The sequence below is a fragment of the Kutzneria buriramensis genome, from assembly GCF_003387475.1.
GTDB lineage: Bacteria > Actinomycetota > Actinomycetes > Mycobacteriales > Pseudonocardiaceae > Kutzneria > Kutzneria buriramensis.
In genome coordinates, this window is the sequence record NZ_QUNO01000011.1 from 373,162 (window position 1) to 398,389 (window position 25,228).

Sequence of the window (25,228 nt, forward strand, 5' to 3'; positions counted from 1 at the left end):
TTTTGCGACGTTATTCGCGTCGTAACGGCGAACGCTAGGCCGTCGATACCGGGCGCAGGAATGGTGTGCCCAGCATGGGCACACCATTAGGGGGAAGACCACGCGTCACGACGCTTAGTCGCGCTGACGGGTTCGGCTACTTCGCCTGACGCCGGCTCGGGGGTGGGAACCGCGGTTCCCACCCCCGACCAGTCACGGGTCCTCGCGGTCCAGGCCGGCGCCGTCCCACGTGGTGTGGGTGCACGCGACGCCCCGTCCGTTCTTGGGCCGCAGCACGTCGTAGATGTGCATGCGCGGGATCTTCGACGACACGCCCCAGCCGCTCGGCCAGGTGATCACCCAGTCCATGTCCAGGTCGACGAGCAGCCCCAGCATGCGGGCGATCGTCGGGTCGTCGAGGCGCTCGAACGCCTCGTCCAGCAGCACCAGCCGCAGCGGCGCCTCGTCGCCGCCGCTGCTGACGGCGTCGTAGAACGACGCGGCGGCGGCGAACAGAGTCACGTACGACACGAGGCGGGTCTCACCGGAGGACAGCTGCCGGAGCCGCCGGACCCGGGGCTTGCCGTCGGGACCGCTGTCGCGGACCCGCACCGTGAACGAGTACCAGGTCCGGTAGTCCAGGGCCCGCGCCAGGATCTCGGCGTACCCGCTGGAGTGCGCGTCCCGCTCAGCCTCGATCCGCTCGGTGATCACCTGCCGCAGCAGGTCGTCCTGCTCGGACGTCCGGTCGGCCAGCGGCGTCCGCACGAGCTCCAGCGCCTGCTTGGTCCGGTCGTCGAGCGCCGCCGAAGGCCGCCATTCAAGTTGCACATGCACGCCCTGGCTGGACCGGGCCTGGTCCAGCACGTCGTTCATCCGCCGGCACAGGTCCTCGGCGACCTCGATCTGCCCGCGCAGCCGCTCGGCCAGGTCGCGGATCAGGTAGTCAGCGAAGATCGACTGGTACCGCTCGCCGAGGAAACCGCGCTGCTCGGCCAGCCGCTGCGACACCCGCAGCGCGGCGTCGGCGACCGGTCGGGGCCCGTCCTCGCCGGTGACGGTCACGGTCAGCACGCCGCCGGCGGTCTCGGCGCCGATGTCGTGCGTGCCGGCCAGTGACGTCTGGAGCACCTGGAGCTTGCCGATCACGGTGCCCTCGGTCGACCCCTTGCGATCGGCGGCCCCGTCGAGCAGCGCCAACGCGGCGTCGACATCAGCCGGCGCCTCGACCTCGGGGAACGCCGCCGACCAGACGCCCGGCGCCGCCAATGCCTGCTCGAACGCGCTCACCGCGCCCGACGCGTCGCCCTCCCGACCGGTGAGCTGCGCCCGCTTCGTCTCCAGCAAGGTCTCCAGCTTCGTCGCCTGCTCGCGCAGCTCGACGACCTTCTCCCGGGACTGCGGCAGCTGCTTGCGGACGGCCCGCCGTTCCGCGTCCAGCGCCGCCAGCTGCCGCGAGACCTCCTCGGCCTCGCCGCCGATCGCCGAACTGAGTTCCGCCAGACCGTGTGAACGGTCCGCGTACTCGACGCACAGCGCGTCCGCCGCCGACTCGGCTTCACTCCGGTCGGTGAGAGCCGCGTGGTGGTGCTGCATCGCGTCGATCAGGTCGATCACGGTCCGTGCGCACCGGCCGGCCAACGCCTCGGCCAACTGCTCCGCCGCGCCTCGCGCCTCGGACGCCGCCCGATTCGCTCGATCGAGTGCTTCCGTGTCGACGGTGTCGCCCAGGCCGATACCCGCCTCGGACGCCGCCTGCACCAGCTCGGCGCGCGCCGCGTGCCAACGCTCGTCGCTGGCCTGGTGCTCGGCGCGCAAGTCGAAGGCACGCTGCTCCGACTCCTCGGCGGACTCCCGCGCGCTGGTCAGCTTCGCGTGCGCCGAGATCAGCTCACCGTCGTCCGGGAACGCCTCGACGTGCTCTTCCCACTCGCCCGCCGCCGCACGCGCCTGGTCGCACATGCGCTCCGCATCCGCCAGCTCGACATGCAGTCGCTCGACCGCCGAGCTCAACTCCGCCAGGCGACGCTGCCGCGCCGCCTCCCGCGCACCCGTGCCCACGAACTCCGCGACCGGCTTCGTCTGCGACCCGCACAGCACGCCGGCCCGCCACGCGCCACCCGTCGACAACACCAGACCGGGCGTCTCGGTCGACGCCGGCTCGTCCGCGACGCCGACCGAGGCCAGCAGCTTCGAGACCACATCTGCCGTTACCGGGCAATCCGGCTCGGCCGCCGGAAGCAGCACGTCGGCGAGCGTCCGCCCGCCTGCCGGCGGCCCGGCGACGGCGATCACCTCGGCCAGCTCCGCGTCGGAAAGGCGACCGTTCGCCGACACCCGAGCCGTGAGCAGACCGCTCGCCTGAAGCGCCGCTTCCAGACCGGCCTGCTCACCCTCCGGCAGCGTCGGCACAAAATCGACCAGCCGATGGAACGCCGACGGATCGGACTGCTCATCCGCGCCGCCCGAACGCAGCGCGACGACCTCCGCCTCGTACTGCGTGATCGTCGCGCGTAGGTCGTCGAGCCGCTGCTCGGTGCTCACGACCCGTTGCCGCAGCTCGTGCGACTTCGGTGCCGCCCACTGCCGCACGCTGTCCCGGGCGGCTCGCGCCGCGCCCCGGTCCTCGGTCAACCGCTCCGCGCTCGGCGGCTGCGGCCCGTCGCCCGCAGCCCATCGCCGCGCCTGCTCGCGCCACACGTCCACAGCCGTCGCAAGCTGCTGACCAGCCTCGTTGCGACGCCCCGCCGCTTCCGTCGCGGTCAACTGGGCCTGCCGCGCCGCGCGGTGCAGTTCCTCGACGTCCCGCAGCTGCCGATCCGACGCCAGCGCCCGCTCGTGCAGCGACAACGTCAGCGCATTGCGCCGGCGAGCCTCGGTCGCCACCTGCTCGGCCTGCCGCCCGGCGTCGCTCAACGTGTCGAGCAGCGACTGCGGATCGATCGCCGGCAGCAGTCGCCGGTCGATGGTCTGCGGCTCGGCCTCCGGATCCGGCTTCGCCCGCACGCGGTCCTGCGCAACCTGCGCGTCGGTCGGCGGCATCGGCGGCACCTTCGGACACAGATCCCCATCCAGGCCCGCGATCGCCAGCCGCTCACGCGCGTGTCCGGCCAACTCGTCGGCGCTGTCGATGTCGAGTCCGAGCCGGCGCAGCACGGCCAGCACGGAGTCGACGGCCCGATCTTCCTGCGCACGCTGCCGGCTCGCCGTGTCCAACGCCGCCTCGGCGGCCGACCGCGACCGGGCGACGAGCTGCTCACGGTCCTGAAGGTCCCGCATCCCGCGGTACGCCGGCAGCTCCTTCAACGCCTCGATCCGGGCGTCGAGCTGGCTGTCCTGCGCCTCTTGCTCGCTGACGGCCTGCTCCGCCGTCACCCGGCCGTCCCGCGCCGCCGTCAGCTTCCGCTCGAGCGACTCCAGTTCAGAACCAAGCGTTGTTAGGCTCTTACGGCTGGCCACCACCTTGTCGCCGAAACCGCGCAGGCCGGCCAGCGCGTAGCCGGAGTAGGTGCCGAGGAATGCCGTGAGCGCCGAGTCGGCGGTCGTCAGCCGCGTGATGTTCTCGCGAATCGACTCCAGGTCGTCGAACGACGTCGCCAGCTGCTCGACCAGCGCGACGTCCAGCGGCGGCAGCGCGTCGGACAGGATCTGCTCCAGCTGGCCTTCCAGCACCTTGAGGCCGACGTCCGGGTTGCGCAGCGTCCGCTGGAGGTGCAGCAGGTCGGCATAGCGGGCCGCCGGCACGCCGTAGACCGTCTCGGCGACCTTCGCGCGGAACGCCGCGTCTTCGAACATGCAGTCCGCACCGATCAGATCGCGCAGCTGCGCCGGCCCGATCGGCACCCGGTCCGGACCTGCGAGCTTGAGGTCCTTGCCGACCCGCGCCGAGGTGACGAACCGCCAGGAGTCGGTGATCTGCTGCGACGTCTTCGACGCCTTCACGCCCAGGCCGCAGGTCAGGTACTCGTCCTCGTGACCGGGGTCGGCCTGCCGGCGCAGCTCGATCCATGCGTAACCGATCCGGTTCGGGCCGCCGTCGTAGTCGTCCAGCATGAGTCGCCGGATGCTGACCGTGTCGAAGCCCTTCGAGCCGAGCTGCCGCAGGTCACCATCCAGGCACAGCGGCAGCAGCAGCTCCAGCGTGCGCGACTTGCCGGAGCCGTTGGTGCCCTGGAAGATCGCCCGCCCGCCGGAGAAATCGAAGACCTGCTCGGCGTACTGCCACACGTTGACGATGCCACCGCGGTGCAGCGTCCAACGCTGATCGCTCACAGTTCACCTTCTCCGTCGAACAGGGACCAGCCGGGCACTTCGGGTTCGGCCGGCGGTGGTGGCGGGGCGTTGCGGGCCGGCGTGTCGTCCGGCTGCGGCACCCAGCGGTGCGCGGTCGGCGCGATCAGCCAGCCGTCGTCCGGGTCGTCGACCGCCAGCCCCATCCGGACCAGCAGGTCGAGCACGTCGTTGGCGAGCCGGTCGAGGTCCTCGGTGGCCTGCCGGGACCAGGCCGCCGGATAGTCCTCGACGAGCTGGGCGCAGATCATGCGCACCTGGCCGTAGGTCACCGGGTGCCGGCCGTCGGGTCGCGGCTCGGGCGGTTCGACGTCGTCGGCGAACAGCTCCGGGTCCGGGTCGGCGATCAGCTCCGGCAGCGCCAGCAGCGCGATCCGGGCGACCGTGCCGGACCCGGGGAACAGCACGTCGGTCAGGTAGTCCTCGGGATCCGTGACGGCCACGCCCTCCAGGCGCGTCTCGGTGATCAGCCCGAAGCTGCGCTCCAGCAGCCCCGACTCCCGCCGCTGGTTCCGCCGCAGCCATTCCACCTGATCGGGTGGTAGATCGGTCTGGAGCACGACCGGATTCTCGACGAGCTTGCGGCGCACGGCGTGCTCCGCGCCGCGCGGACCGGGCCGGGCGGCCAGCTCGATCAGGTGATCCGGGCCGGTCGCCTCCAGCAGCGGACCGGCCAGCAGTTGGCCCAGCAGGTCGGTGTCGATGGTGATCAGCGCCTCGGCCGGCCCATCGGTGCCCCACGGCGCGACCGTGCCCTCGGTCTCGGTGATCACGCCCAAGGACAGCAGGTGCCGCAGCGCCGACGTCAGAGCCCGGCGGTCGGGCAAGTCGTCGGTGACGGCGACGCCCGCCTCGACCGCGGCTGCCCGTACGTCGGTGACCAGCCGCGACAACAGCACCTGCCGGCCGACGCCGGTGAGCGCGGCGACCGTCAGCGCGAAGTAGGTGTAGCCGCGAGGCGACAACGTCGGCTCGCCGCGTGTGGGATCCACGCCCGGCCCCGGCTTGTACAGCCGCGCGAAGCGCCGCTCCACCACGAGCCGGTACGCCAGCAGCCCGGCGAACAGGTCCTGAAGCGTGGTGCGGTGCCGGTAGACGAGCGGCAGCAAGTCGCCATCTGGTCCGTCCGCGCGCAACAAAGGCCGCCTTAGTAGCACGCGGGCACAGCGGACCACGTTCGCCGCGTCGATGTCCGACAGGCCGTCGAGCACGTCCTTCATGCGCCTGCCTCCAGCGCCACGGACGCGTTGTGCAGGGTCAGGGTGCCGCCGGCGGTCTTGATTTTCGTCGTCCGGCCTTCCTCGGGAGTCACGGTCAGCTTCAGCCCCCGCACCGGGTCGGCCGCCGAGCCGACGTCCTCGGCCCGCTCCCGCTGCGCCATCGCCATCGTCAACAGCTCGCAGAACACGTCGAGGGCGCCATGCGAGAGCCGGCTGTCCTCGATCGTCGGCGCGGCCTCGACCAGCTCGGTCACCGCCTCCGACCGCTTCTTGTCGACGGCGCGCGCGTCGGCGAGCAGCGCCTGCTCGGTGATCGGGTCGTCGACGATCCGGGACGTGCGGCCCCGCGCGCCGCGGTCGCCACGACTGCGGACGCTCACTGTCACATCGAGCACCGGACCATCACGCCATGGGGTGTGTTCGTCGTCCCCATCGTGTTCCGGAGACGGCAGCAGATTGCGCGCCGAGTACAGGCCGAACGCGGCGGCGTACAAGGAATGCGCCTGATCGGGTGTCGCGGAGTCGAACCAGCCGGCCAGCTTCAGCAGCTCCGCCCGACGGCCCGGCAGCAGCCCGCCGCCGGAGGTCGCGCGCTTCACGCTCGCCAGCAGCGAGCCGATCGCGCGGCCGGTCGCTTCGCGTAGCGCCGTCACCTGACTGGGTCGACCCGGACGGTCGACGAACCAGTCCGTCAGGTCCTGCCAGTCGGCCGTCGTCCGGCCACGCGACCGCTCGATCGCCATGCCCAGACCCGACCCCTCCAGCAGGTCCTCGGAGGAGCCCAGCGCGTTGGCCGGGCCCAGCAGGCGAAGCAGCTCGCTCCGGCCGCGCGCGAGCTGCCCGAGCGACTCCGCGATGGCCGGCGTGTGCCGCAGCACGTCCTCGACCACCATCTGGATGTACTCGACGAGCAGGTTCCGGAACCCGGAGATCTCGTCCGGCGCCAGGTGGTGCCGCGTGACGATCTGACCCAGGTAGGCGTAGAAATCGCGGACCGTCACCGCGAGCTCGGCGTGCTGAAGGAAAAGGGTCGTGACCTGCTCGGCCAGCGCCTCCCGGGCCCGTTTCGCCCCCGGTCCGCCCTCGGTGAACACCGCGTCCGACAGCGACCGGCCGAGCTGGCCGAGGCCACGCTCGATGGCCGGCAGCAGCTCGCGCGACACCTCGCGGGCGCCCTCCGGCACGCGCAGCAGCTCGTCGACGTCGCGCTGCACCCGGACCGCGAGCTTGCTGACCTGGTAGCGGACGCTGCCGTGCTGGAACTCGGCGATGCTGGCGGCGATCACCTCGCGCCGGCCCGGCACCAGGTTGCCCCACTCCACCAGCTGCTTGAGCCGGGCGATCACCGTCTCGATGCGGGACTCGCCCGGATCGATCAGCCCCTCGCGCTCGGCCGCCGCCAGCTTCGCCGCCACCTCGCCCGCCGACAGGTCGGCGAGCAGCGTCGAGGCGAACAGCCGCATCGTCGTCAGGTATGTGCGGTGGTGTTCGCGGGGCTGGAGGTACGCGTACAGCAGCAGCCGGCGATCGGTCGTCTCCGCACCCAGGCCGGACGCCGCGAGCGTGTCCTGGACGTGCTGCTCCTGCTCCACGGTCGGCCACATTAACCGGCCCGCGCGCGGCGGCTGAGCCACCTGTCGCCGAACGGGTGATGAGCGGGCGATAACGTCTACGACCTCGTGACGGGGAGACGGGGGTCTGCGGAAGTGAACGCGGCGAGGGCGGTCGGCCTGCTGCTCGGAACGGCTGCCGACGCGGTGTTCGGCGACCCGAGGCGTTGGCACCCGGTTGCCGCGTTCGGGACGGCGGCCAAGAAGGTCGAACAGGCCGTGTATCGCGATCACAAGGTGCCCGGGGTTGTGCACAGTGCCCTGCTCACAGGGGGTGTGATCGCCGCCGGCGTCGCCGTCGAGCGGCTCGGCCGGCGCCGACCGCTGGTGCAGATCGGGACCACCGCGCTGGCCACCTGGGTGGTGCTCGGCGGCGCCTCGCTCGCGGCCGAGGGCACCGCGATGGGCCGTGAGCTCGACGCCAGCGACATCGCCGCCGCCCGCGAGCGGCTGCCAAACCTTTGCGGACGCGAACCGTCGAGCCTCGACGCGTCCGGCCTCGCCCGCGCCACCGTCGAGTCAGTGGCCGAGAACACGTCCGATGCGGTCGTCGCACCACTCTTCTGGGGTGCCGTCGCCGGTGTGCCGGGCCTGCTCGGCTACCGCGCCGCCAACACGCTCGACGCCATGGTCGGCCACCGGTCGCCCCGCTACGCCAAGTTCGGCTGGGCCGCCGCGCGGCTCGACGACGTCGCCAACCTCATCCCGTCCCGGCTCGCCGCCGTGCTGACGTCGGTGACCGCGCCCGTCGTCGGCGGCTCGTCGCGCAGCGCCTGGCAGACCTGGCGTCGCGACGCCTCCGCCCACCCGAGCCCTAACGCCGGTCAGGTCGAGGCTGCCTTCGCGGGCGCTCTGGAGATCCGCCTCGGCGGTCGGACCGTGTACTCGCACGGCACGGAGGAGCGTCCGGTGCTCGGTCACGGACGGAGTCCGGACGCCGGCCACGTCACGCGATCGGTGGAACTTTCCCGGGTGGTCGGCGCGACCTCGGCCGTTGTCGCTGCGGCACTCTCGCTGGCCATCGGCGTCCGCCGCAGGCGGGGCTGAGTACCGCTCGCAGTTGCGAGCTGCCCGCGTCGCGCGTAGCCAGGTGAACCCGGCAAGGCGACCTGCTTGAGGGCGGTACTGCGCTCAACGAACCGGCAGACCCAAGCGGTGGATCTTGCGGGCCGGCCCAGGTGATGGATCGTGCTGCTGGCCAGTGCGGTGGATCTTGCGGGCTGGCTGAGGCGGCAGATCTTGCGAGCGAGCGACCGTGGCGGATCGTGCCCGGCTGTTGCTGGCGGCTTGCCGTCAGCCCTTCGCGGCCGAGGCCTCCGCGCGCTCGCGAGCCTCGTCCTCGGCCAGGATCTCGGCGACGGACTTCCGCTTCGGCTTCTCGGAGTTGTCCAGCGCGCCGCCCGGTCGCGCCTCACGCCAGCTGAAGTAGCCCCAGCCGAACAACGCCATGCTGCCGAAGATCAGCCACTGGATCGCGTACGAGAAGTAAGGGCCGTCGTCCAGTTGCGGCAGCGGGATCGCGCCGCCGCCCTTGACCACGCCGGGCTGGTTCGCGTCCAGCTGGAAGTAGCCAGGGTCGATCTTCATGTCGGCGGCCTGGGCCACGGTGCCGGCGTTGATCGAGTAGATCTGCCGCTTGCCGCCGTCGAGGAAGCTCGGGCGCTTGTCGACGGGCTCATCGACCTGGGCCCGGGCGGTGATGCTGACCTGGCCCTTGGGTGGTGCCACGTAGCCGGGCACGGACTTGCCGGCCTGTGGCGGCTCGTAGCCGCGGTCGACCAGCACGGTCCGGCCGTCGGTCAGCTTGAACGGCGTGACGATCTCGAAGGCGGGCTCACCCTGGACGGTGCGCAGCCGCGCCATTGCCTCACCGGCCGGCTCGTACGTGCCGGTCATGGTGACCAGCCGCCACACCGCGGTGCTCGACGGCTCGGTCCCGGCCGGCACCAGCTGCTCGACCGGCACCGGCTTGCTGGTGAAAGACGAGGTCAGCGCCGCGTTCTGGGCCTGCTGGTCGGCGTTCCGGCTGAATTGCCACGGGGCCAGGATCGTGTAGCACGCGGCGGCGAACACGAACACCACGAGCGTGAGCAGCAGCCAGTTGGGCTGAAGCAGGAACCGGAACCGCACCACCCCACGGTATGCCTCACCCGGTGGTGAGCTCCAACCGGTCGAAAGCGACGGTGTAGCCGGGACCGTCCGGCGAGGCGCACATCACCCCGGCCAGCGTCGGCACCGCCGGCGGGTAGTACGCGAGGCGCAGCATGGTGGTCGGCTCGTCGTTGCCCACGCCGTAGCGCACGGTCACGGTGTCACCCGATCGCTCAATCTCTATCGAGACCTGGTCGGCGTCCGCGATCGGGGTGACCGACCAGTCCGAGAGGCCGCGGGTGACCACGACGCTGGCGTGCTGCCGGCCGTCCACGTACTCGACCCCGGTCTTGATCCAGTTCTCCGCGTCGATGCGCAGCATCGCGCCGGCCTGGTCGTACTGGTGCGTGTACGCCCCGGCGAACCGCGTCCGCAGCCGGAAGTCGCCGCTCACCTCGCGGGCGAGGACGTGTCCGGTGTCGCGGATGAATCCGTAGTGCGTGATGCGCCAGAAGTCGGTGTCCGGATCCGTGCGCACGTTCAGGGCGTCGCCCGCGGTCCACGATTTCGGTTCGTTCAGCCACTGCCAGCCGGTCACGTCGATCATGTCTCGATCCTCACAGCTCAAGGGCACGCCGCGCAGCCGTCACGGCCTGATGTGCATACGTTCGGCCGAACAACTCGACGTGCACCAGGAGTGGAAAGAGTTGATGCAGCGGGATCCGGCGCTGCCAGCCGTCGGCCAGCGGCGACTTCGCCAGGTAGCCAAGAAGTACCTGATCGAGATGCGGACACCCGAACAGGTGGAGCATGGCGAGGTCGGTCTCACGGTGTCCGCCGTGTGCCGCCGGGTCGATCAGCCACACCCGCCCGTCCGCCGCCCAGTGCACGTTGCCGCTCCACAGGTCGCCGTGCAGCCGCGCCGGCGGCTCCTCGGGCCCGGCCAGTTCCTCGATCCGCTCACAGACCTGCTCGATGACTGCCTTCTCGCTGCCGTTCAAAGCGGTGGCGCGAGACAGGTAAGGCGCGATCCGATGCTCGGCGTACCAGCGGGGCCAGCTCGGTTCCGACGCGTAGTCCATAGCCGCCAACCCGATCCAGCCCGAGTCCGGAGCACCGGGCGGTGCGAACCCGAAGGCGTCTGCGCCGGACGCGTGCAGCGCGGCGAGTCCGCGGCCGAACTGCTCCGCCGCGGCCGGCGAGGCGTCGCCGGGCTCGACCTGCTCGATCACGAGCCAGCGATCGTCGTGCCCGCGGACGCCCGGCACCGGCACGGTGCCCGACTCGGCCAGCCACGCCAGCCCGGCCGCCTCGGCGGCGGCCCCGTCGGTGAGCTTCGCGACGACAAGATCGCCGTCGGCCAACTCCACCTCCCACACTGACGTCGACAGTCCGTGCACGGAGACCGGCTCGAGACCGGTGATCTCCGCCACGGCGTCGGTCACAGGTTGTCGCGAACCCATGTCAGCAATCCGGGTGACGCGGCCTCGATCATGGCCAGCACCTCCTCGAAGCCCTCCGGGTCCCCGTAGTACGGGTCCGGCACGTCCAGCTCGGCGCCCGCGTCCGGATCGAACGAGCGGAGCAGCCGCACCCGGTCCGGGTCGTCGGCGATCCGCACCAGCGTCCGCGCGTGGCCGCTGTCCAGCGCGACCAGCAGATCCGCGCCGAGGTGCCGGTTGTCGACCTGCGCGGCGACGTGGTCGGTCGGATACCCGTGCTCGGCCAGCGTCCGTCGGGCCCGTTCGTCGGCCGGCTCGCCCACATGCCATGCGCCGGTTCCGGCGCTGTTGACCTCGACGACGTCGGCCAGTCCGGCCTCGCGCAGGTGCTCACGGAAGACCAGCTCGGCCATGGGGGACCGGCAGATGTTGCCTGAGCAGATGAAGCTCACCATCACCCCCTTAGACTTCCACGCGATGACCAGCCAATCGATCTCGCGTGCGCTCCTGCGCCACCACGGGGACGTCGACGCCGAGCCTGGTCTGGTCGACTACGCCGTCAACGTGCGGCTGGCCCGTCCGCCGGGCTGGCTGCGCGATCGACTCGCCGCCGCGCTCGACCGGCTCGGCAGCTACCCGTCCGCCGCCGACCATGCCGCCGCGATCCAGGCCGTCGCGGAACGTCACGACGTTTCGCACGATCGGGTGCTTTTGCTGAACGGCTCCGCCGAGGGCTTCGCGCTGTTGCCGCAGCTGCGCCCGAGGCTGGCGGCGCTCGTGCACCCGTCGTTCACGGAGCCGGATGTCGCGCTTACAGACGCCGGAGTCCCGGTACATCGGGTCCACCTTTCCGGCGACGACGGTTATCGGCTGCACCCCGAGCTCGTGCCGGAGAATGCCGACCTCGTTGTCGTCGGCAACCCGACCAACCCGACCTCCGTGCTGCACAGCGCCGCCGACCTCCTCGCGTTGACCAGGCCCGGACGCACGGTTGTCGTCGACGAGGCCTTCATCGACGCAGTCCCGGGCGAGCGCGAATCGCTCGCCGGCAGCGACGCCGACGGGCTGCTCGTATTTCGCAGCCTGACGAAGATGTGGGCGCTGCCCGGCCTGCGCGCCGGTTACGTGCTTGGCGCACCCGACCTGCTTGCACGGCTAGGGGCGGGGCGCCCGCAGTGGCCAGTCGGAACCCTCGCGTTAGAGGCGTTCCGCGCTTGCAGCGAGTCGACCGCAGTCGCCGAGTCCGAGCGCGCGGCCGCCGAGTTCGCGACGAACCGTGCCTCGCTCATCAGTGCGCTCAACGAGCTGCCGGGCGTGCGCGTCAACGAACCTGCGTCGGCACCGTTCCTGCTTGTTACCGTCAAGGACGGGTTGCATGTGCGGACTGCACTCCGCGAACGCGGTGTCGCGGTCCGGCGCGGCGACACCTTCCCCGGGCTCGGCGTCGACCACATCCGGGTCGCCGTCCGCTCGCCCGAACAGTCCGAGCCCCTTCTGACCGCCTTGCGTGAGGTACTTGCATGACCGCGACCGTCGGCGACGTCGTCGCCGCGTTGGAACGCGCCTATCCGCCGGAATTCGCCGAATCGTGGGACGCCGTCGGCCTCGTCTGCGGCGATCCCGCCGAGCCGGTGCGCCGCGTGATGTTCTGCGTCGACGTCGTCGAGGCGACCGTCGAACAGGCCCTCGCCGAGGGCGTGCAGATGATCGTCGCCCACCATCCGCTGCTGCTACGCGGCGTGCACGGCGTCCCGGCTAATGACACGAAGGGGCGAATTGTGCACCGGCTCATCCGAGCCGGCATCGCCCTGTTCTGCGCCCACACCAACGCCGACTCCGCCGACCCCGGTGTCTCCGACGCGCTCGCGGCGGCGATCGGTCTCACCGTCGACCGGCCGCTCGATCCGCACGAGCCGGGAGCGCGGACCGGCATCGGCCGGATCGGCACCCTGCCCGCCGCCGAACCGTTCTCGGCATTCGTGCAACGCGTCGCCGACGCGCTCCCGCCGACCGAGTGGGGCGTGCGTGCGGCCGGCGACCCGGACCGGATGATCCGCACCGTCGCCGTCTCCGGGGGTGCCGGCGACTCCTACCTCGGCCACGCCACCCGGGCCGGCGTCGACGCCTACGTCACCGCCGACCTCCGCCACCACCCGGCCGGCGAGCATCTCGAACCCGGCGGCGACCAGCCCGCGCTGGTCGACGTCGCCCACTGGGCCAGTGAGTGGCCCTGGTGCCAGCAGGCGGCGGACGTCGTGTCCGCCGCCCTGACGGGTACCGTCGACACCTTCGTCTCCACCCGCCGGACCGACCCGTGGACTCTGCACGCGCGGAGCACCGACCGGCACGATGCTCAAGGGGGCACCCAGTGAAAGCTGACGCCGCTGTCCAGCGCAGGCTGCTCGACCTCGCCGAGGTCGACGCCGAGCTGAGCCGGGTGAACCACCGCAGGCGCACGCTGCCGGAGCTGGCCGAGATCTCTGACACCGAGAAGACCGCGCAGGCCAAGCGGGACGCCCTGGTCGCCGTGGAGACCACGCTCGGCGACCTCGACCGCGAGGTGCGCCGCCAGGAGACCGAGATCGACCAGGTCCGGGCTCGCGAGGACCGGGACCGCAAGCTGCTCGCGGACGGCAATGTCGGTGCGAAGCAGCTGGCCGATCTCGAGCACGAGCTCGCCACGCTCCAGCGCCGGCAGGGCGTGCTCGAGGACGACCTGCTCGAGCTGATGGAGCGCCGCGAAGCCGTCGACGCGGACACCAGCCACGCCCGCGTCGAGCTGGAGAAGGCGCAGAACGCGCTGACCGACGCGCAGGCTCGCCGCGACAGTGCGCTCGCCGACCTGGACAGCACCGAGGCCAAGCGCGTCGCCGACCGCGACCTGATGGTCAAGCAGTTCCCGGCCGACCTGCTCGCCCTCTACGAGCGGGTGCGCGCCCAGCGTGGCGTCGGCGCGGGTCTGCTGCGGGGTCGCCGCTGCGGCGCGTGCCGGATCGAGCTCGACCGCACGACCATGTCGGCGATCAAGGCCGCGGCCGCGGACGACGTCGTGACCTGCGACGAGTGCGGCGCGATCCTGGTCCGCACCGCGGAGTCCGGCCTGTGAAGGTCATCGTCGAGGCCGACGGCGGGTCCAGGGGCAACCCGGGTCCCGCCGGTTACGGCGCCGTCGTGTTCGACGCCGACACCGGCGAGGTGCTCGCCGAGCGTAAGGAAGGTGTCGGCGAGACCACCAACAACGTCGCCGAGTACCGCGGCCTTATCGCCGGCCTCACCGCGGCTCGCGACCTGGGCGCCGACACCGTCGCCGTTCGGATGGACTCCAAGCTGGTCATCGAGCAGATGTCCGGTCGCTGGCAGGTCAAGCACCCTTCGATGCAGCCGCTCAACGCCGAGGCCAAGCGGCTAGCGGCCGGGTTCGGCGACGTCAGCTTCGAGTGGATCCCGCGCGAGCGGAACAAGCACGCGGACCGCCTCGCCAACGAGGCGATGGACGCCCAAGCCGGCATCGAGACGCCGGCGAGGGCTGCCTCGGCCGGGGCAGCTCCGGCCGTGCAGGGCTCAGGCGAGCCCGTCCGAGCTGCGGAGGGCTCGACCAAATTGGCGTCTCCCGGGTGGACCGGTGCGCAGGGCACGCCGACAAGGTTGCTGCTGCTTCGACACGGCCAGACGCCGCTGACCGTCGAGCGGCGCTACTCGGGACGCGGCGAGATCGCCCTCAGCGAGCTCGGCGAGCAGCAGGCAGCCGCTGCGGCCGCCCGGCTCGCCAAGGTGGCGGACGTCGCGGCGGTCGTCGCATCCCCACTGACCAGAACCGTGCAGACCGGCCGCGCGGTCGCCGACGCGCTCGGCCTCGAGTTGACCACTCACGACGGCCTGATCGAGACCGACTTCGGAGACTGGGAGGGGCTGACCTTCCGCGAGGCCGCCGAGCGCGACCCGGAGCTGCACCGCCGCTGGCTGTCCGACACCTCGGTCGAGCCGCCGAACGGTGAGAGCTTCGACGCCGTGCACCGCCGGGTGCGGCGCGGCCGTGACGACCTCATCGGCCGCTACAACGGCGGCACGATCGTCGTCGTCAGCCATGTGACGCCGATCAAGAGCCTGCTGCGGATGGCCCTCGACGCCGGCCCGTCGCTGCTCTATCGGCTGCACCTCGACACGGCCTCGCTGTCGATCGTCGAGTTCTACCCCGACGGCAACGCCTCGGTCCGGCTCGTCAACGACACGTCCCACCTCGGCTAGGACGCGGCCGCGAGCCGACCCCGCGTCGCGGCCAGCGCCTCGTCGAAGCCTTCGAGCGCGCGATCCACGGATGCCCGAGCGTCCGGCTCGATCGCGCCGCCCTCCTCACCGAGCTGGATCAGCCGGTCCAGCACGAAGCAGCCCGGCACCAGCCGGTCGGCGCCCATCGCCGTCAGCATCGGACGCAACGCGTAGTCGATCGCGACCAGGTGCCCCTGCGTGCCGCCGGTGGCGAGTGGCAGCACGACCTTGCGAGCCAGCGCGTTGTCCGTGAGCAGATCCAGGAACGCCTTCACCAGGCCGCTGTAGGCGGCCCGGTAGACCGGGCTCGCCACGATGACGCCGTCGGCCCGACTCACCAGGCTCACGGCGGCCCGGATCGCCGGATGCTCGGTGTTCGACACCAGCAGGGCCGACGTCGGCAGGTCGCGCACGTGCAGCGTCTGCACCTCATGCCCACGCGACGTCAGCCAGGTGTCGGTGTGCCCGAGCAGCACGCCGGTACGGGAATCCGGCGACGGGCTGCCGGAGAGCAAGAGCACTGTCGACATGGCGACCTCCAGGGTCGCCTCGGTGCAGCGGCCGCCGCCGCTGCACCGAGGCAGGGGAGTGGAACTTGGGACTGCGGTTAGCGCGCGTGCGGCAGCTCGGGCGTCGCCGCCGATCTGTCGAGGTCCGCTTCCAGTTCGTGGACGATCGGCAGCACCTTGCTGCCGAAGTACTCGACCTGCTCCAGGTAGTGCAGGACGCAGGTCAACACCGTGACGCCGGTACTCCGCGATCCGCGTCGCAACCTGGTCCGGCGTGCCGATCGGCCGGGTGCGGAAGCCCTTGCCGCACCGGACCAGGTCCTCGAACGAAGCGTCCTGCCACATGCCGGTCGGGTTCCCCGGCGCCCGGCCCGGCCGTTTCACCGCGGCACTGAATCCTTCAACTGCCCCGACGTCGGCCTTGGCCACGATTTCCTTGGGCACTTCGTTCGCCTCGGCCCCGGTCACCCGCTCGATGAGGAAGTCCTTCAAACCGAATCGAATGCATCGATCGTGCTGTGCTGCCGCCGCGTTGACCTCGGCGATCTGCTCCGCGACGCCATCGAAGTCTGTGGCGTTGCCAAAATGCCAGTCCGAGACCCGGCCGGCCATCGCGCGTGTCGCCGCGGAGTTGCCGCCCTGGAAGATCTCCGGATGTGGCCGGCCGGTGGTCGCCAGCGGTTTCGGCGTCAGATCGAAGTCCTGCAACTCGTCGTGCTTCACCCACGGCTCGCCCCGCTTGGTGAACTTGTCCCTGAGCCAGCCGCTCACCACGTTCACCGCGGCGCGCTCGCCCGACAGACCGTAGCCGGCGATGTAGCTGACCTGGCTCAACGCGTGCTCAGACCCGTTGTCCTCTGCCGGTTCCCCGAGTTGCCAGTTGTCGTCGTATGCGAATCCGACGGGCTCGTATCCGACGTGATCGGACAAGGCTTCTCCAGAAATTTGTGTCGTACACAGAAGAAACCCGCTCGGGGTCACGGGAAATGAGGCAGACCGTCAGGAACGACAGCCACTCGCCGCGACGCGGACCAAATCCACGTGACGACGGCGAGTCAGTCGGAAAACCGCGACCATGCAGCGAGTAGAGCACGGCCCCCAAAGCCGGTCAACGAACCACTGAACCCATTCCAGACACTGGGACGACCCCGTACTAGGCTGTCCACGCGGACGAGTCGGCGGGGCGACCGCGTCGGCGGGCGCCAGCCCGCCGCCGAGGAAAGTCCGGACTCCACAGGGCAGGGTGGTTGTTAACGGCAACCCGGGGCGACCCGCGGGACAGTGCCACAGAGAACAGACCGCCCGGCTGCTCCTCGAGCGGCCGGGTAAGGGTGAAACGGTGGTGTAAGAGACCACCAGCACCCCGGGTGACCGGGGTGGCTAGGTAAACCCCACCCGGAGCAAGGCCAAAAGGGCGCCGCGCGCGGTGCCTGCGCAGGCGATCGAGGGCTGCCCGCCCGAGCCTGCGGGTAGGCCGCTGGAGCCTGCCGGCAACGGCAGGCCGAGATGGATGGTCGCTGCCCGGCGCAAGCCGGGTACAGGATCCGGCTTACAAGCCGACTCGTTCGCGCCGCGTTCCGCGGCGGGCTCGGCCCCCGAAGAGGCCGACGCTGCATCTTTGCCGCGCGTTCCGCGCGGGGCTCGGCCCCTTCGGGGGCCGATGCCTCGCCCTTGCTGCATTTCGACCATCGCGTCGGTTTGGGTGGCGGGTGCGTCTCGTGGCGGCAGTCGAAATGCAGCAATCGGGCGAAGCGTCGGCGGGGCCTCGCGCTCGGGGTGCGTTGCCGACGAAGTAGAGGTGGCGGTGCGGTGACTTCGGGCCGCTGCCGGACCCCGTTGGAGTGTGGAACCGGTTCCGGGTTTGCGTGCGCAACCTACTTTTGAGTAGGGCGACTTACCGGTGTGGTCAGGTGTCGGAGCGATCCCGGGGGCGGCCCGCCGGGAGGCGGAAGACGGGGTCGAAGGGGTGGCCGGAGTTGAAGCGCTCCTCCAGTTCGGCGACACGCTCCGCGACGGCGGGGTTGATGATGTCGGCGAGACTGCGCACACCGGCCTCCGGGGCGTGCGCAGCCAGGTGTGCGGCGGCGGCCCTCGCGCGGTCGAGGACCTCCTGGTCGAAGTTCACGGTGCGCTGGACCCGGCGGCCGACCGCACGCCCACGGCCGGTAGCCTGTGCGGCGTCAAGCGGGGCGTCCTCGCCGCGGTCTAGCTCGGGTTGCTGGGCCATGCGAACATCCCTGCTCGAGGAGGGGTGAGCCGTCCGTCACCGAAGTCCAGCAGCGCGCGGGCCGCGGCGCGTGGTCCGTCATCCGAACAGGTCAGGTCCGTCACGGTGTTACCGTTGTCCTCGCACACTGTGTGATGACTCTTGTCGCAAGCGGGTGAACTGTTCCGGCAAGCGGGAGAATTCCGTGTCACGTGTTCTCCATCCGGCCCTCGCCACCGATGATGGGTGGAGCCAGATTAGACGTAATACGCGGTCGAGGGGAACGTTTTGGATCAACCCAGGGCGCTGACGACCCCTACACCCGGCGACGCCACTCGTGCTGTACTCGCCAGCGCCGACCGGGGGCGCCCCCCGGCAAGTAACACTCCACGCACTCCGGAGTAGGACATGACCGCCAGCAGCCTCATCACCGTCGTGGCCGACACCCCCCTCAAGACCACCAACGTCCAGACCTGGATCACCGGGAACCTGGTGCCGTTGCTGCTGCTCGCCGTCGCGCTGCTGCTGCTCTGGCTCGGCGGCGGCAAGGGTGACAACGCCGGCGTCATGCGCCGCATCGGTGGCGTCATCGTGGCCCTCGCCATCATCGGCATCGCGATCACGGGCGCGGGTGTCGACATCGGCAAGTGGCTCGCCGGCCTGTTCACCGGGTGATCGGGCGTGCGGATCCGCACCGACGACGAGGTCTACCGGGTCGACGCTGTCTGGCTCGGCCCACCGAAGGCGACGTTCCCGTGGCGTGCCCGGTACGTGTCCTGGGGCATCGGCCTCGTCGTGTTCTTCCTCACGCTCACCGTCGAACGGCGGATCGGGATCGGCTTCGGTTTCTTCAGCGTCGCGTGGGCGCTGGTGATCACCGTCGTCGTCACCCGGCTGGTCGGCTCGCGGATCAGCCACGAACGCCCGCTCGGCGCCGTGGTGACCATGTGGCTGCGTGAACTGAACGCGCCCAGACAGACCAACACCGGCAACGGCGGCGCGGTCACCGCCGCCCGGATCAGGGTCAGCGGCCAGCGGCCGCTGCCCAAGCAAGGCCGGCGGCAGCTGCCGCCGGCGCCGAACTCACCCGGCCGGCACACCCAGCAACCACGCCGGCAGGCAGCAAGTCGTACCAGGGAGGTTCGCGGTGTTCGGACGCCGGCGAGACCGTGACAGCCGCTCGGTGCGGCACGTGGCGCAACATGCGGCAGCCGAGCTACCGGTCGACAGGCGGGCGTACAGCACACGAGGACGGCGGCTTCCCGGCGAGCAATCCATTCCGAGCTACACACCGAGCATCGCGGTCCGCAGCATCGACGGCCACCTCGTGCGCACCGGCCAGGACGTCTACGCCTGGTACCGGCTCGCGCCGCAGCGCTGGTCGTTCCGGTCCGACTCGCAGCGCCAGGACCTGATCGCCGCCATCGCCGGCCAGTACGCCGAGCTCCAGGGCCGCTGGATGCACCTACGCGTGACCACCCGGCCGTACCCGATCCGGATGTGGGCCGAGGCGCACGTGCACAACGCCGTGAGCCGCCTGCCCGACACCCCCGGCGGGCTCTCCTTCGACGACTACATGATCGGCGAGCAGCAGCAGCTGATGGGCCGGTCCATGGCCGAGAAGGAGGTCTACCTGGGCGTTCAGGTGCAGACCCGCAACGTCGTCGACCGGGCAGTCGAGCGCGCCGCACCCGTGCTGCGCCGCGTCTTCCCGGAGGCCGTCGACGCCGAGCTGGTCGCCCTGGACAGCGAGGTCGAATACCTCGACCAGGTCATCGGCTCCGCCGGGCTGGAGGGCCGCCCGGTCAGCGCGAACGAGATGTCCTGGCTGATGCACCGGTCGTGCTCGCTGGGCCTGCCCGCGCCGCGCAACATGCCGGCCGTGCCCAACGACACCTGGGAGCCGGAGGACCTGGCCAGCTTCACCGACGCGGCCGACTTCTACCAGGAGCCGTACTCGCCGACCGTCACCGTGCGTGGCCGAACCGGGTCCAACGCCGGCGTCGGGCGGCACGTCTGTGTGCTCACCGTCGGGCCCATGCACGGTCTGCAGATCCCCGAGATCGACGACCCGTGGGTGCAACGGGCCGACCGTCTCCCCGCGTCCGTCGAGTGGTCGGCGCGCATCTACGTCCGCCGGCCCGAGGAGGTCGGCGGCGAGTTGCAGCGTCAGATGAACAAGGTCCGGTCGCAGGTCCGGCACTACACCGACGAGCACGACCTGGAGCCGCCGCAGTCGCTAGTGCGGCAGGCCGGGCGGGTGCTCGAGATCGACGACGAGATGACCTCCGGCTTCACCGCGCTGGGCACCCGGGTGCGGTCGTGGTGGCGGCTGGCCGTCTCGGGCTCCAGCCAGCGCGACGCCCTCCGGCTCGCGCAGAACCTGCTCGAGCTGTACAAGCCGAAGGTCGCCATCGAACACCCCGAGGCCCAGTACGCGATGGCCCGGGAGTTCATCCCCGGTGAGCCGCTCGCCTCCGCCGCGTACCTGCGGCGTGGCTCCGTGGTGTGGGCGGCCTCTGCCGTGCCGACCGCGACCGCCGAGGTCGGCGACCGGCGCGGCATCCTGCTCGGCGAGACCTGCACCACGACTCGGCGCCCGGTGGCGTGGGACCCGTGGATGGCGCAGGAGGTCCGCGACGGATCCGGCCTGACCGCGATGGTCGCCGGCCTCGGTGGCGGCAAGTCGTTCCTCGGTGGCGGCATCGTCTACAAGACGCTGCGCTCCGGGGCGTACTGGACGGTGCTCGACCCGTCCGGGCCGCTGGCGGCGCTGTGTGAGCTGCCCGAGCTGAAGCCGTACGCACGTCCGATCAACCTGCTCAACGCGCAGCCCGGCATCCTCAACCCGTACCGGGTGGTCGCCGAGCCGCTGCTCGAGCACTTCCTGGACGAGGAAGACCCCGAGCGCGCCTGGCGTCGGGAGAAGGCGCTCGCCGCGGCCACGCGACGTCGTCTCGTGCTGGACGTGCTGTCCGGGCTCCTGCCGTACGAGATCGCCCGGCTGCCCCAGACGCGGATCGTGCTACTGCGGGCCGTGCGGATGGTCGGAGGGCGCCCCGACGCGCACCCCGGCCTCGTGTTCGACGCGCTGCGGCGAGATGCCAGCGAGCATCACGAGCACGCGGTCGTTGTCGCCGACTTCCTCGACGAGATGCGTGAGCGCATGTCGCTGCTCATCCCCGAGGCCGGTGCCGACCCGTACTCCGAGGTCCGCGACGACCGGTTCACCGTGCTCACCATGGCCGGGTTGACCCTGCCCAAGGACGGCGTCGGCCGCGAGCACTGGACCGACGCCGAGGCCCTGGGCGTCGAGATGCTCAACCTCGCCGCGTGGCTCACCCAGCGGTCCGTGTACGAGCGGCCCAAGGACCTGCGCAAGGGCGTCTGGATCGACGAGGCGTTCTTCCTGTCCGAGGTGCCGACCGGGCGCGTGCTGATGAACCGGTTCGCCCGTGACTCCCGGAAGTGGAATGTCCGGGTCATGCTGTCCAGCCAGATCCCGGCCGACTTCCTCAAGATCCAGGGCTTCGTCGCGCTGCTCGACTCCGTCTTCGTCGGCCGGCTCGACGACGACGAGGCCCAGGCCGACGCGCTGCGCCTGCTCAAGGTGCCCGTCGGCGCCGGCTACGAGCAGGTCATCGCCAGCCTCGGGCGGCGGCCCGGCGCGCATCGAACCGGCACCGAACGCGACACCGCCCCCCGGCAGTTCATCTTCGGCGACGGCGCCGGCGGCGTGGAGCGGATCCGGATCGACTTCTCCGGGCCGCACCTCGACCGGCTCCGTGTCGCCATGGACACCACCCCTGACGCCCAGCGCGAGACCTCCCGCACCCCTGCCGAACTGCCTGCAGTTCCCTCGCCCGAGGGGTTGGAGAGCGGCATGCCGCCCGAGGCCATCGACAACGGCTACGACTCGTACGACGACGACCTCGCCGCCGAGCTCGAGGTCGGGCTCATCGACGAGGCCGACGTGCCTCAGGACCGGTCCGGCCGGGAGGCCCTCGTCAAGGTGCCGCCGCACCAGAGGAGCCAGCAGGAATGACCGCCCTGCTGGTCGTCCTCTCCGCCGCCACGCTCGCGGTATTGGCGTGGCGGCTGCTCCGCCGTGCCAGACCGCGGGGTCGGGCGGTCGTCGTGGTGGCGGCGCTGCTGGCGATGCAGGCCCTCATCGGTTCGCCCGCCATGGCCGCGCCGACCGACTGCGCCCCGAACCCCGAGCGGCCCGACCTGGGGTTCGTCGGAGCATTGGACCCTTCTCAGCAGCTCGCCCTGCACGGCGATCCAGGTTCGGTCTATTTCGATTACCGATACGCCGGACTCACGTGGCACACGTACGACCCCAACTGCGGTTCGATCAGCGCGATCACGAGCTCCAACTCCCAGATCGACACGTGGTTCGGAAATCAACTTTTCAATGTCGCCAAGGTGATGGTCGGCGCCACCAATGGTCTGCACTACGTCATCACCGGCAATCTGCTGACCGGTCCGCTCGACGATATCGTGGCCAATGGCACGAAGGCTCTGTACAACGGTGTATTCGCGCCGCTGCTCGCGCTGGCCGCACTCGGGCTTGCGATTCTCCTTTTCCGGCAGATCTGGAAGGGTGACCTCGCGGCCATCGGCAAGCGGACGACGTGGGCGCTTGCCGGCCTCTGGCTTGCGTCCGCGGCGTACCTGACGCCGCTGGTGTACACCGAGGTCCTCGACAAGGTTCTCATCTTCGGCACCTCCGAGATCCAGGCCGGCTTCCTCAGCGAGGTTGGCCTGGGGAGCAGCGCGAACTCCCTGCCGACGATGCTGCACGCGAACGTTGTCTACCGGAACTGGCTGCGCGGCGAGTTCGGCGACCCGGACGCGCCGCAGGCCAAGCAGTTCGGCAACGACCTGGTCGCGGCGCAGGCGTTCAGCATCGCCGAGGTGAAGGCCAACAAGGACTCGGACCCGAACAACACGACGGCCAAGAAACAGCAGTTCGTCGATATTCGTAGCAAGCTCGGCAACGTCACAGGTTACTTCGACGGCACCGACGGAAGTCGGATCGGCGACGGTTTCCTGTCGCTATTCCAGGCCCTCGCCTTCACGCTTTTTCAATTGTTGGCGAAGGCGGCTATCCTGCTCGCGCAGGTGTTGCTGAGAATGGTCGTCCTGGCTGGCCCGCTCATCGGTCTTGCTTCCATCGTCTTCCCCGACCTGTTGCGCAAGATCGGCCGCGCCGCCGGCGCCGCGCTGCTGAACGTCGTGGTCATCTCCGCACTCGCCGGGCTGGACACGCTGGTACTGGTGTGGATCTTCGACCCGGCGCACGGGCTGCCGCTGCTGGCGCAGATCCTGCTCGCCGGCCTGGTCACGCTGGCGTTCTTCATGATCGGCAAGCCGGGGCGGCGGATGCTCCAGATGGTGCAGCTGTCGGTCGGCGCGATGGGATCCAATTTGGTCGGCGCCGGTGGCGGGTTGTGGGCCCGAATGCGTGGACGCCGGGCGGGGGACACCTCGGCGCAGGATGCCTTCTGGGAGCACGTCCGTGACGGCGAGCACCTGCCGCCGGAGATCGCTGCCGCGCAGCGGGGCGGGCGTCGGTACCGACCCGAGGCGGCGAATCCTGTGCTCGCCACCGCGCAGCGTCTCGATGTCAACGGCACCGAGCTCACCGCGGGCAACACGCGGGCGCTACAGGCCGGCTCGGGCGGAGCGACCGCGTTGCCGGCTGGTGGCGGCGGAATCACGGGGCCGATGGCCCTCGCGGCTGGCTCGTCACGAACCGTCGACACGCCGCCGGTGGTGGACCGGAGCTGGGAACGGCGCGGTGAGGACGCCGTGATCGTGCCGTCTCAGGTCATCAGCGGTCAGCGGCCGCAGGCCGAGCCGAGGCGGGCCGAGGTCGAAGTCATCGCCGGACGTCCGGTGCACATGATCTATCGCCCGTCGCGAGGGCTCGAGGTGGCCGAGCCCGACGGTCCGTCGCACGGCTGGGGCGAGAGGGGGTAACCGATGCCGATTCGCACCAACCGTGGCCGGTCCGCGGTGTATCGCAGGCTGTGGGGCTGGCCGCTGCGTTCGCCCCGGCACCTGATCACGTTCGTGATCATCATCATCGCGCTCGGCATCATCGTGGCCATGGTCATCCCTCGGACCAACTCGACCGGCTCCGCGCAGCCGGCGGGTGACACGACGTCCACCACGGCGGGCTCGACCAGCACCTCGGGGACGTCGACCGGCGACACGACAACGACGCCGCAGACTCGGCTCACCACGCCGTTGCTCAGCCCGACTCCCGCGCCGCCGGATCCGCACGCCCTCGACGTGGCGGTGAACTGGGTGAAGGCGTGGGCGACGCACCCGGCCGGCATCACCAACGCGCAGTGGCTGGCGCAGCTCAAGCCGTACACGACCGATGAGTTCCTGCCGCAGATGGCCACGGTGGACCCGGCAAACGTGCCCGCCACCAAGGTCACCGGCTCCGCCGTGTCCGTCGACTCGACCACCAGCTCGGTGGTCACCGACGTCCCGACGGACGGCGGCACCATCCAGGTCACGGTGATCACCACCCCGAACGAGGGATGGCGGGTCTCCAAGTTCGACAAGGCCGGCTGACATGCGGATCTGGATCATCGTCGCGGTTGCGGTGGGCCTGGTGTTCACCGCGGTCCTGGTCACCGTGACGGTGTCGTCCGTCGTCACCAACCAGGCACAGCAACTCAGCCGGTTCCGGATGGCCAACTGCAACGCCGCGATCGGACCGTGGGCGGACGCCATGGGTGACGCCGCAGCCGGGGCGGGTCAGGTGCAGCGGCTGAATCCGGATCAGCGCGCCATCGCGGCACAGATCATCCAGATCGGCAAGGACCGCCAGCTCCCGCCGCTGGCATGGCAGGTCGCCATCCAGGCCGGCATGCAGGAATCCAGCCTCACCAACGTCACGCACGGCGACGCCGCCGGGCCGGACTCCCGCGGCATCTTCCAGATGCGGTTCACCATGGGCTGGGGCACCGAGGCCCAGCTGCTCGACCCGGTCTACGAGATCAACAAGTTCTACGACGTGCTGACCAAGATCCCCAACTGGCAGCAGATGCGGCCCGGCGACGCCGCCCAGACCGTCGAACGCTCCGCCTTCCCCGACGCGTACGACAAGTGGGAGGCGATGGCGGCGGACTTGATCAAGAGCGTCGGCGACATCGCCGATCCGAGCGGCTGCGGCACGCAGCTCGTCAGCGCGATCCTGCCCGCCAACCAGGCCGCGGCGAAGGCCATCGCGTACGCCGAGCAGCAGCTCGGCAAGCCGTACATCTGGGGCGGCAACGGGCCGGATGGCTATGACTGCTCCGGCCTGGTGCAGCAGGCGTATCTCGCGGCGGGGATCCAGTTGCCGCGCGTCGCCGCGGACCAGTACCACGCCGGCTCGATGCTGCCGGTCGAACAAGCGCAGCCCGGCGACCTGGTCTTCCTCGCCACGGACAAGAGCAACCCGGCGACGATCCACCACGTGGCCATGTACCTCGGCGACCACAAGATCATCGAGGCGCAGGACTTCGGCATCCCGATTCACATCAGGCCGTTCAGCTTCACCGAGGCAGAGGTCGTTCCCCAGGCCGTCAGGCCGGGCGTGTAGCAGGAG

The 25,228-nt window shown here is 70.7% G+C and carries 20 protein-coding genes and 1 other RNA gene; 12 read left to right on the forward strand and 9 right to left on the reverse strand.

The genetic code is table 11. The features are described 5' to 3' along the window. Positions 1-192: 192 nt before the first annotated feature. From BCF44_RS31585 to BCF44_RS31595, 3 genes are read right to left on the reverse strand one after another with little or no spacing between them, the layout of a single operon-like run. Positions 193-4,251 carry a TIGR02680 family protein gene (locus BCF44_RS31585; RefSeq protein ID WP_116178053.1) on the reverse strand — a complete coding sequence of 1,353 codons (4,059 nt, stop codon included), beginning with the start codon at positions 4,249-4,251 and terminating at the stop codon, positions 193-195. After that, the gene (locus BCF44_RS31590; protein ID WP_116178054.1) at positions 4,248-5,489 is read right to left on the reverse strand and encodes a TIGR02678 family protein; all 1,242 of its coding nucleotides are present in this window, start codon (positions 5,487-5,489) and stop codon (positions 4,248-4,250) included. Before BCF44_RS31590 ends, BCF44_RS31585 begins: the two co-directional genes overlap by 4 nt. Next, complete coding sequence (locus BCF44_RS31595) at positions 5,486-7,081, reverse strand: DUF2397 domain-containing protein (RefSeq protein WP_246015780.1); 1,596 nt, start codon at positions 7,079-7,081, stop codon at positions 5,486-5,488. Before BCF44_RS31595 ends, BCF44_RS31590 begins: the two co-directional genes overlap by 4 nt. Positions 7,082-7,195: 114 nt before the next feature. On the opposite strand from BCF44_RS31595, the gene BCF44_RS31600 reads away from it, so the two are divergent. Further along, on the forward strand, positions 7,196-8,146 hold the full coding sequence (locus BCF44_RS31600; protein ID WP_116178056.1) for a cobalamin biosynthesis protein: 951 nt from the start codon (positions 7,196-7,198) through the stop codon (positions 8,144-8,146). A 246-nt stretch (positions 8,147-8,392) separates the two neighbouring features. Here the strand turns inward: BCF44_RS31600 and BCF44_RS31605 are convergent, their stop codons facing one another. The 4 genes from BCF44_RS31605 to BCF44_RS31620 are packed head-to-tail and all read right to left on the reverse strand — an operon-like array spanning position 8,393 to position 11,045. Then, positions 8,393-9,229 (reverse strand): SURF1 family cytochrome oxidase biogenesis protein, encoded by an 837-nt coding sequence (locus BCF44_RS31605; protein ID WP_116178119.1) that lies wholly within the window; start codon positions 9,227-9,229, stop codon positions 8,393-8,395. A 16-nt stretch (positions 9,230-9,245) separates the two neighbouring features. Beyond that, positions 9,246-9,797 (reverse strand): DUF1349 domain-containing protein, encoded by a 552-nt coding sequence (locus BCF44_RS31610; RefSeq protein WP_116178057.1) that lies wholly within the window; start codon positions 9,795-9,797, stop codon positions 9,246-9,248. Between the two features lie 10 nt (positions 9,798-9,807). Next, entirely contained in the window at positions 9,808-10,653 is an 846-nt protein-coding gene (locus BCF44_RS31615) for a fructosamine kinase family protein (protein ID WP_116178058.1), read from the reverse strand. Beyond that, the gene (locus tag BCF44_RS31620; protein WP_281283159.1) at positions 10,632-11,045 is read right to left on the reverse strand and encodes a low molecular weight protein-tyrosine-phosphatase; all 414 of its coding nucleotides are present in this window, start codon (positions 11,043-11,045) and stop codon (positions 10,632-10,634) included. Before BCF44_RS31620 ends, BCF44_RS31615 begins: the two co-directional genes overlap by 22 nt. A 64-nt stretch (positions 11,046-11,109) precedes the next feature. Here BCF44_RS31620 and cobC point away from each other — a divergent pair, with 64 nt between their 5' ends. From cobC to BCF44_RS31640, 4 genes are read left to right on the forward strand one after another with little or no spacing between them, the layout of a single operon-like run. Beyond that, a complete protein-coding gene (gene cobC / locus BCF44_RS31625) occupies positions 11,110-12,156 on the forward strand; it encodes an Rv2231c family histidinol phosphate aminotransferase CobC (RefSeq protein WP_116178060.1) in 1,047 nt (348 codons plus the stop codon). Continuing rightward, positions 12,153-13,004: a Nif3-like dinuclear metal center hexameric protein gene (locus tag BCF44_RS31630; RefSeq protein ID WP_116178061.1), complete on the forward strand. Its 852-nt coding sequence runs from the start codon at positions 12,153-12,155 to the stop codon at positions 13,002-13,004. The genes cobC and BCF44_RS31630 overlap by 4 nt, the downstream gene beginning before the upstream one ends. Beyond that, positions 13,001-13,738, forward strand: coding sequence for a zinc ribbon domain-containing protein (locus BCF44_RS31635; RefSeq protein ID WP_116178121.1), 738 nt, complete (start codon positions 13,001-13,003; stop codon positions 13,736-13,738). The genes BCF44_RS31630 and BCF44_RS31635 overlap by 4 nt, the downstream gene beginning before the upstream one ends. Next, on the forward strand, positions 13,735-14,877 hold the full coding sequence (locus BCF44_RS31640) for a bifunctional RNase H/acid phosphatase (RefSeq protein WP_211353299.1): 1,143 nt from the start codon (positions 13,735-13,737) through the stop codon (positions 14,875-14,877). Before BCF44_RS31635 ends, BCF44_RS31640 begins: the two co-directional genes overlap by 4 nt. On the opposite strand, the gene ssuE is transcribed toward BCF44_RS31640, so the two are convergent. Then, positions 14,874-16,337, reverse strand: a complete 1,464-nt coding sequence (ssuE, locus tag BCF44_RS57915; protein ID WP_246015783.1) for an NADPH-dependent FMN reductase — start codon at positions 16,335-16,337, stop codon at positions 14,874-14,876. The genes BCF44_RS31640 and ssuE overlap by 4 nt on opposite strands. Before the next feature lie 241 nt (positions 16,338-16,578). On the opposite strand from ssuE, the gene rnpB reads away from it, so the two are divergent. After that, positions 16,579-16,975: RNase P RNA component class A (gene rnpB / locus BCF44_RS31655), an RNA gene on the forward strand. A 338-nt stretch (positions 16,976-17,313) separates the two neighbouring features. Here the strand turns inward: rnpB and BCF44_RS31660 are convergent. Then, positions 17,314-17,634 carry a hypothetical protein gene (locus BCF44_RS31660; RefSeq protein ID WP_211353300.1) on the reverse strand — a complete coding sequence of 107 codons (321 nt, stop codon included), beginning with the start codon at positions 17,632-17,634 and terminating at the stop codon, positions 17,314-17,316. 387 nt (positions 17,635-18,021) lie between these two features. Between BCF44_RS31660 and BCF44_RS31665 the strand changes: the two genes are divergently transcribed. The 6 genes from BCF44_RS31665 to BCF44_RS31690 are packed head-to-tail and all read left to right on the forward strand — an operon-like array spanning position 18,022 to position 25,222. Continuing rightward, a complete protein-coding gene (locus BCF44_RS31665; protein WP_116178063.1) occupies positions 18,022-18,288 on the forward strand; it encodes a hypothetical protein in 267 nt (88 codons plus the stop codon). A 6-nt stretch (positions 18,289-18,294) separates the two neighbouring features. After that, on the forward strand, positions 18,295-18,786 hold the full coding sequence (locus BCF44_RS31670) for a hypothetical protein (protein WP_116178064.1): 492 nt from the start codon (positions 18,295-18,297) through the stop codon (positions 18,784-18,786). Positions 18,787-18,805: 19 nt separating this feature from the next. Beyond that, the gene (locus tag BCF44_RS31675; protein ID WP_246015785.1) at positions 18,806-21,658 is read left to right on the forward strand and encodes an ATP-binding protein; all 2,853 of its coding nucleotides are present in this window, start codon (positions 18,806-18,808) and stop codon (positions 21,656-21,658) included. Beyond that, positions 21,655-23,601: a hypothetical protein gene (locus tag BCF44_RS31680; RefSeq protein ID WP_246015787.1), complete on the forward strand. Its 1,947-nt coding sequence runs from the start codon at positions 21,655-21,657 to the stop codon at positions 23,599-23,601. The genes BCF44_RS31675 and BCF44_RS31680 overlap by 4 nt, the downstream gene beginning before the upstream one ends. A 3-nt stretch (positions 23,602-23,604) precedes the next feature. Continuing rightward, a complete protein-coding gene (locus tag BCF44_RS31685; RefSeq protein WP_116178066.1) occupies positions 23,605-24,207 on the forward strand; it encodes a hypothetical protein in 603 nt (200 codons plus the stop codon). A gap of 1 nt (position 24,208) precedes the next feature. Then, positions 24,209-25,222, forward strand: a complete 1,014-nt coding sequence (locus BCF44_RS31690; protein ID WP_116178067.1) for a C40 family peptidase — start codon at positions 24,209-24,211, stop codon at positions 25,220-25,222. Positions 25,223-25,228 lie beyond the last annotated feature (6 nt).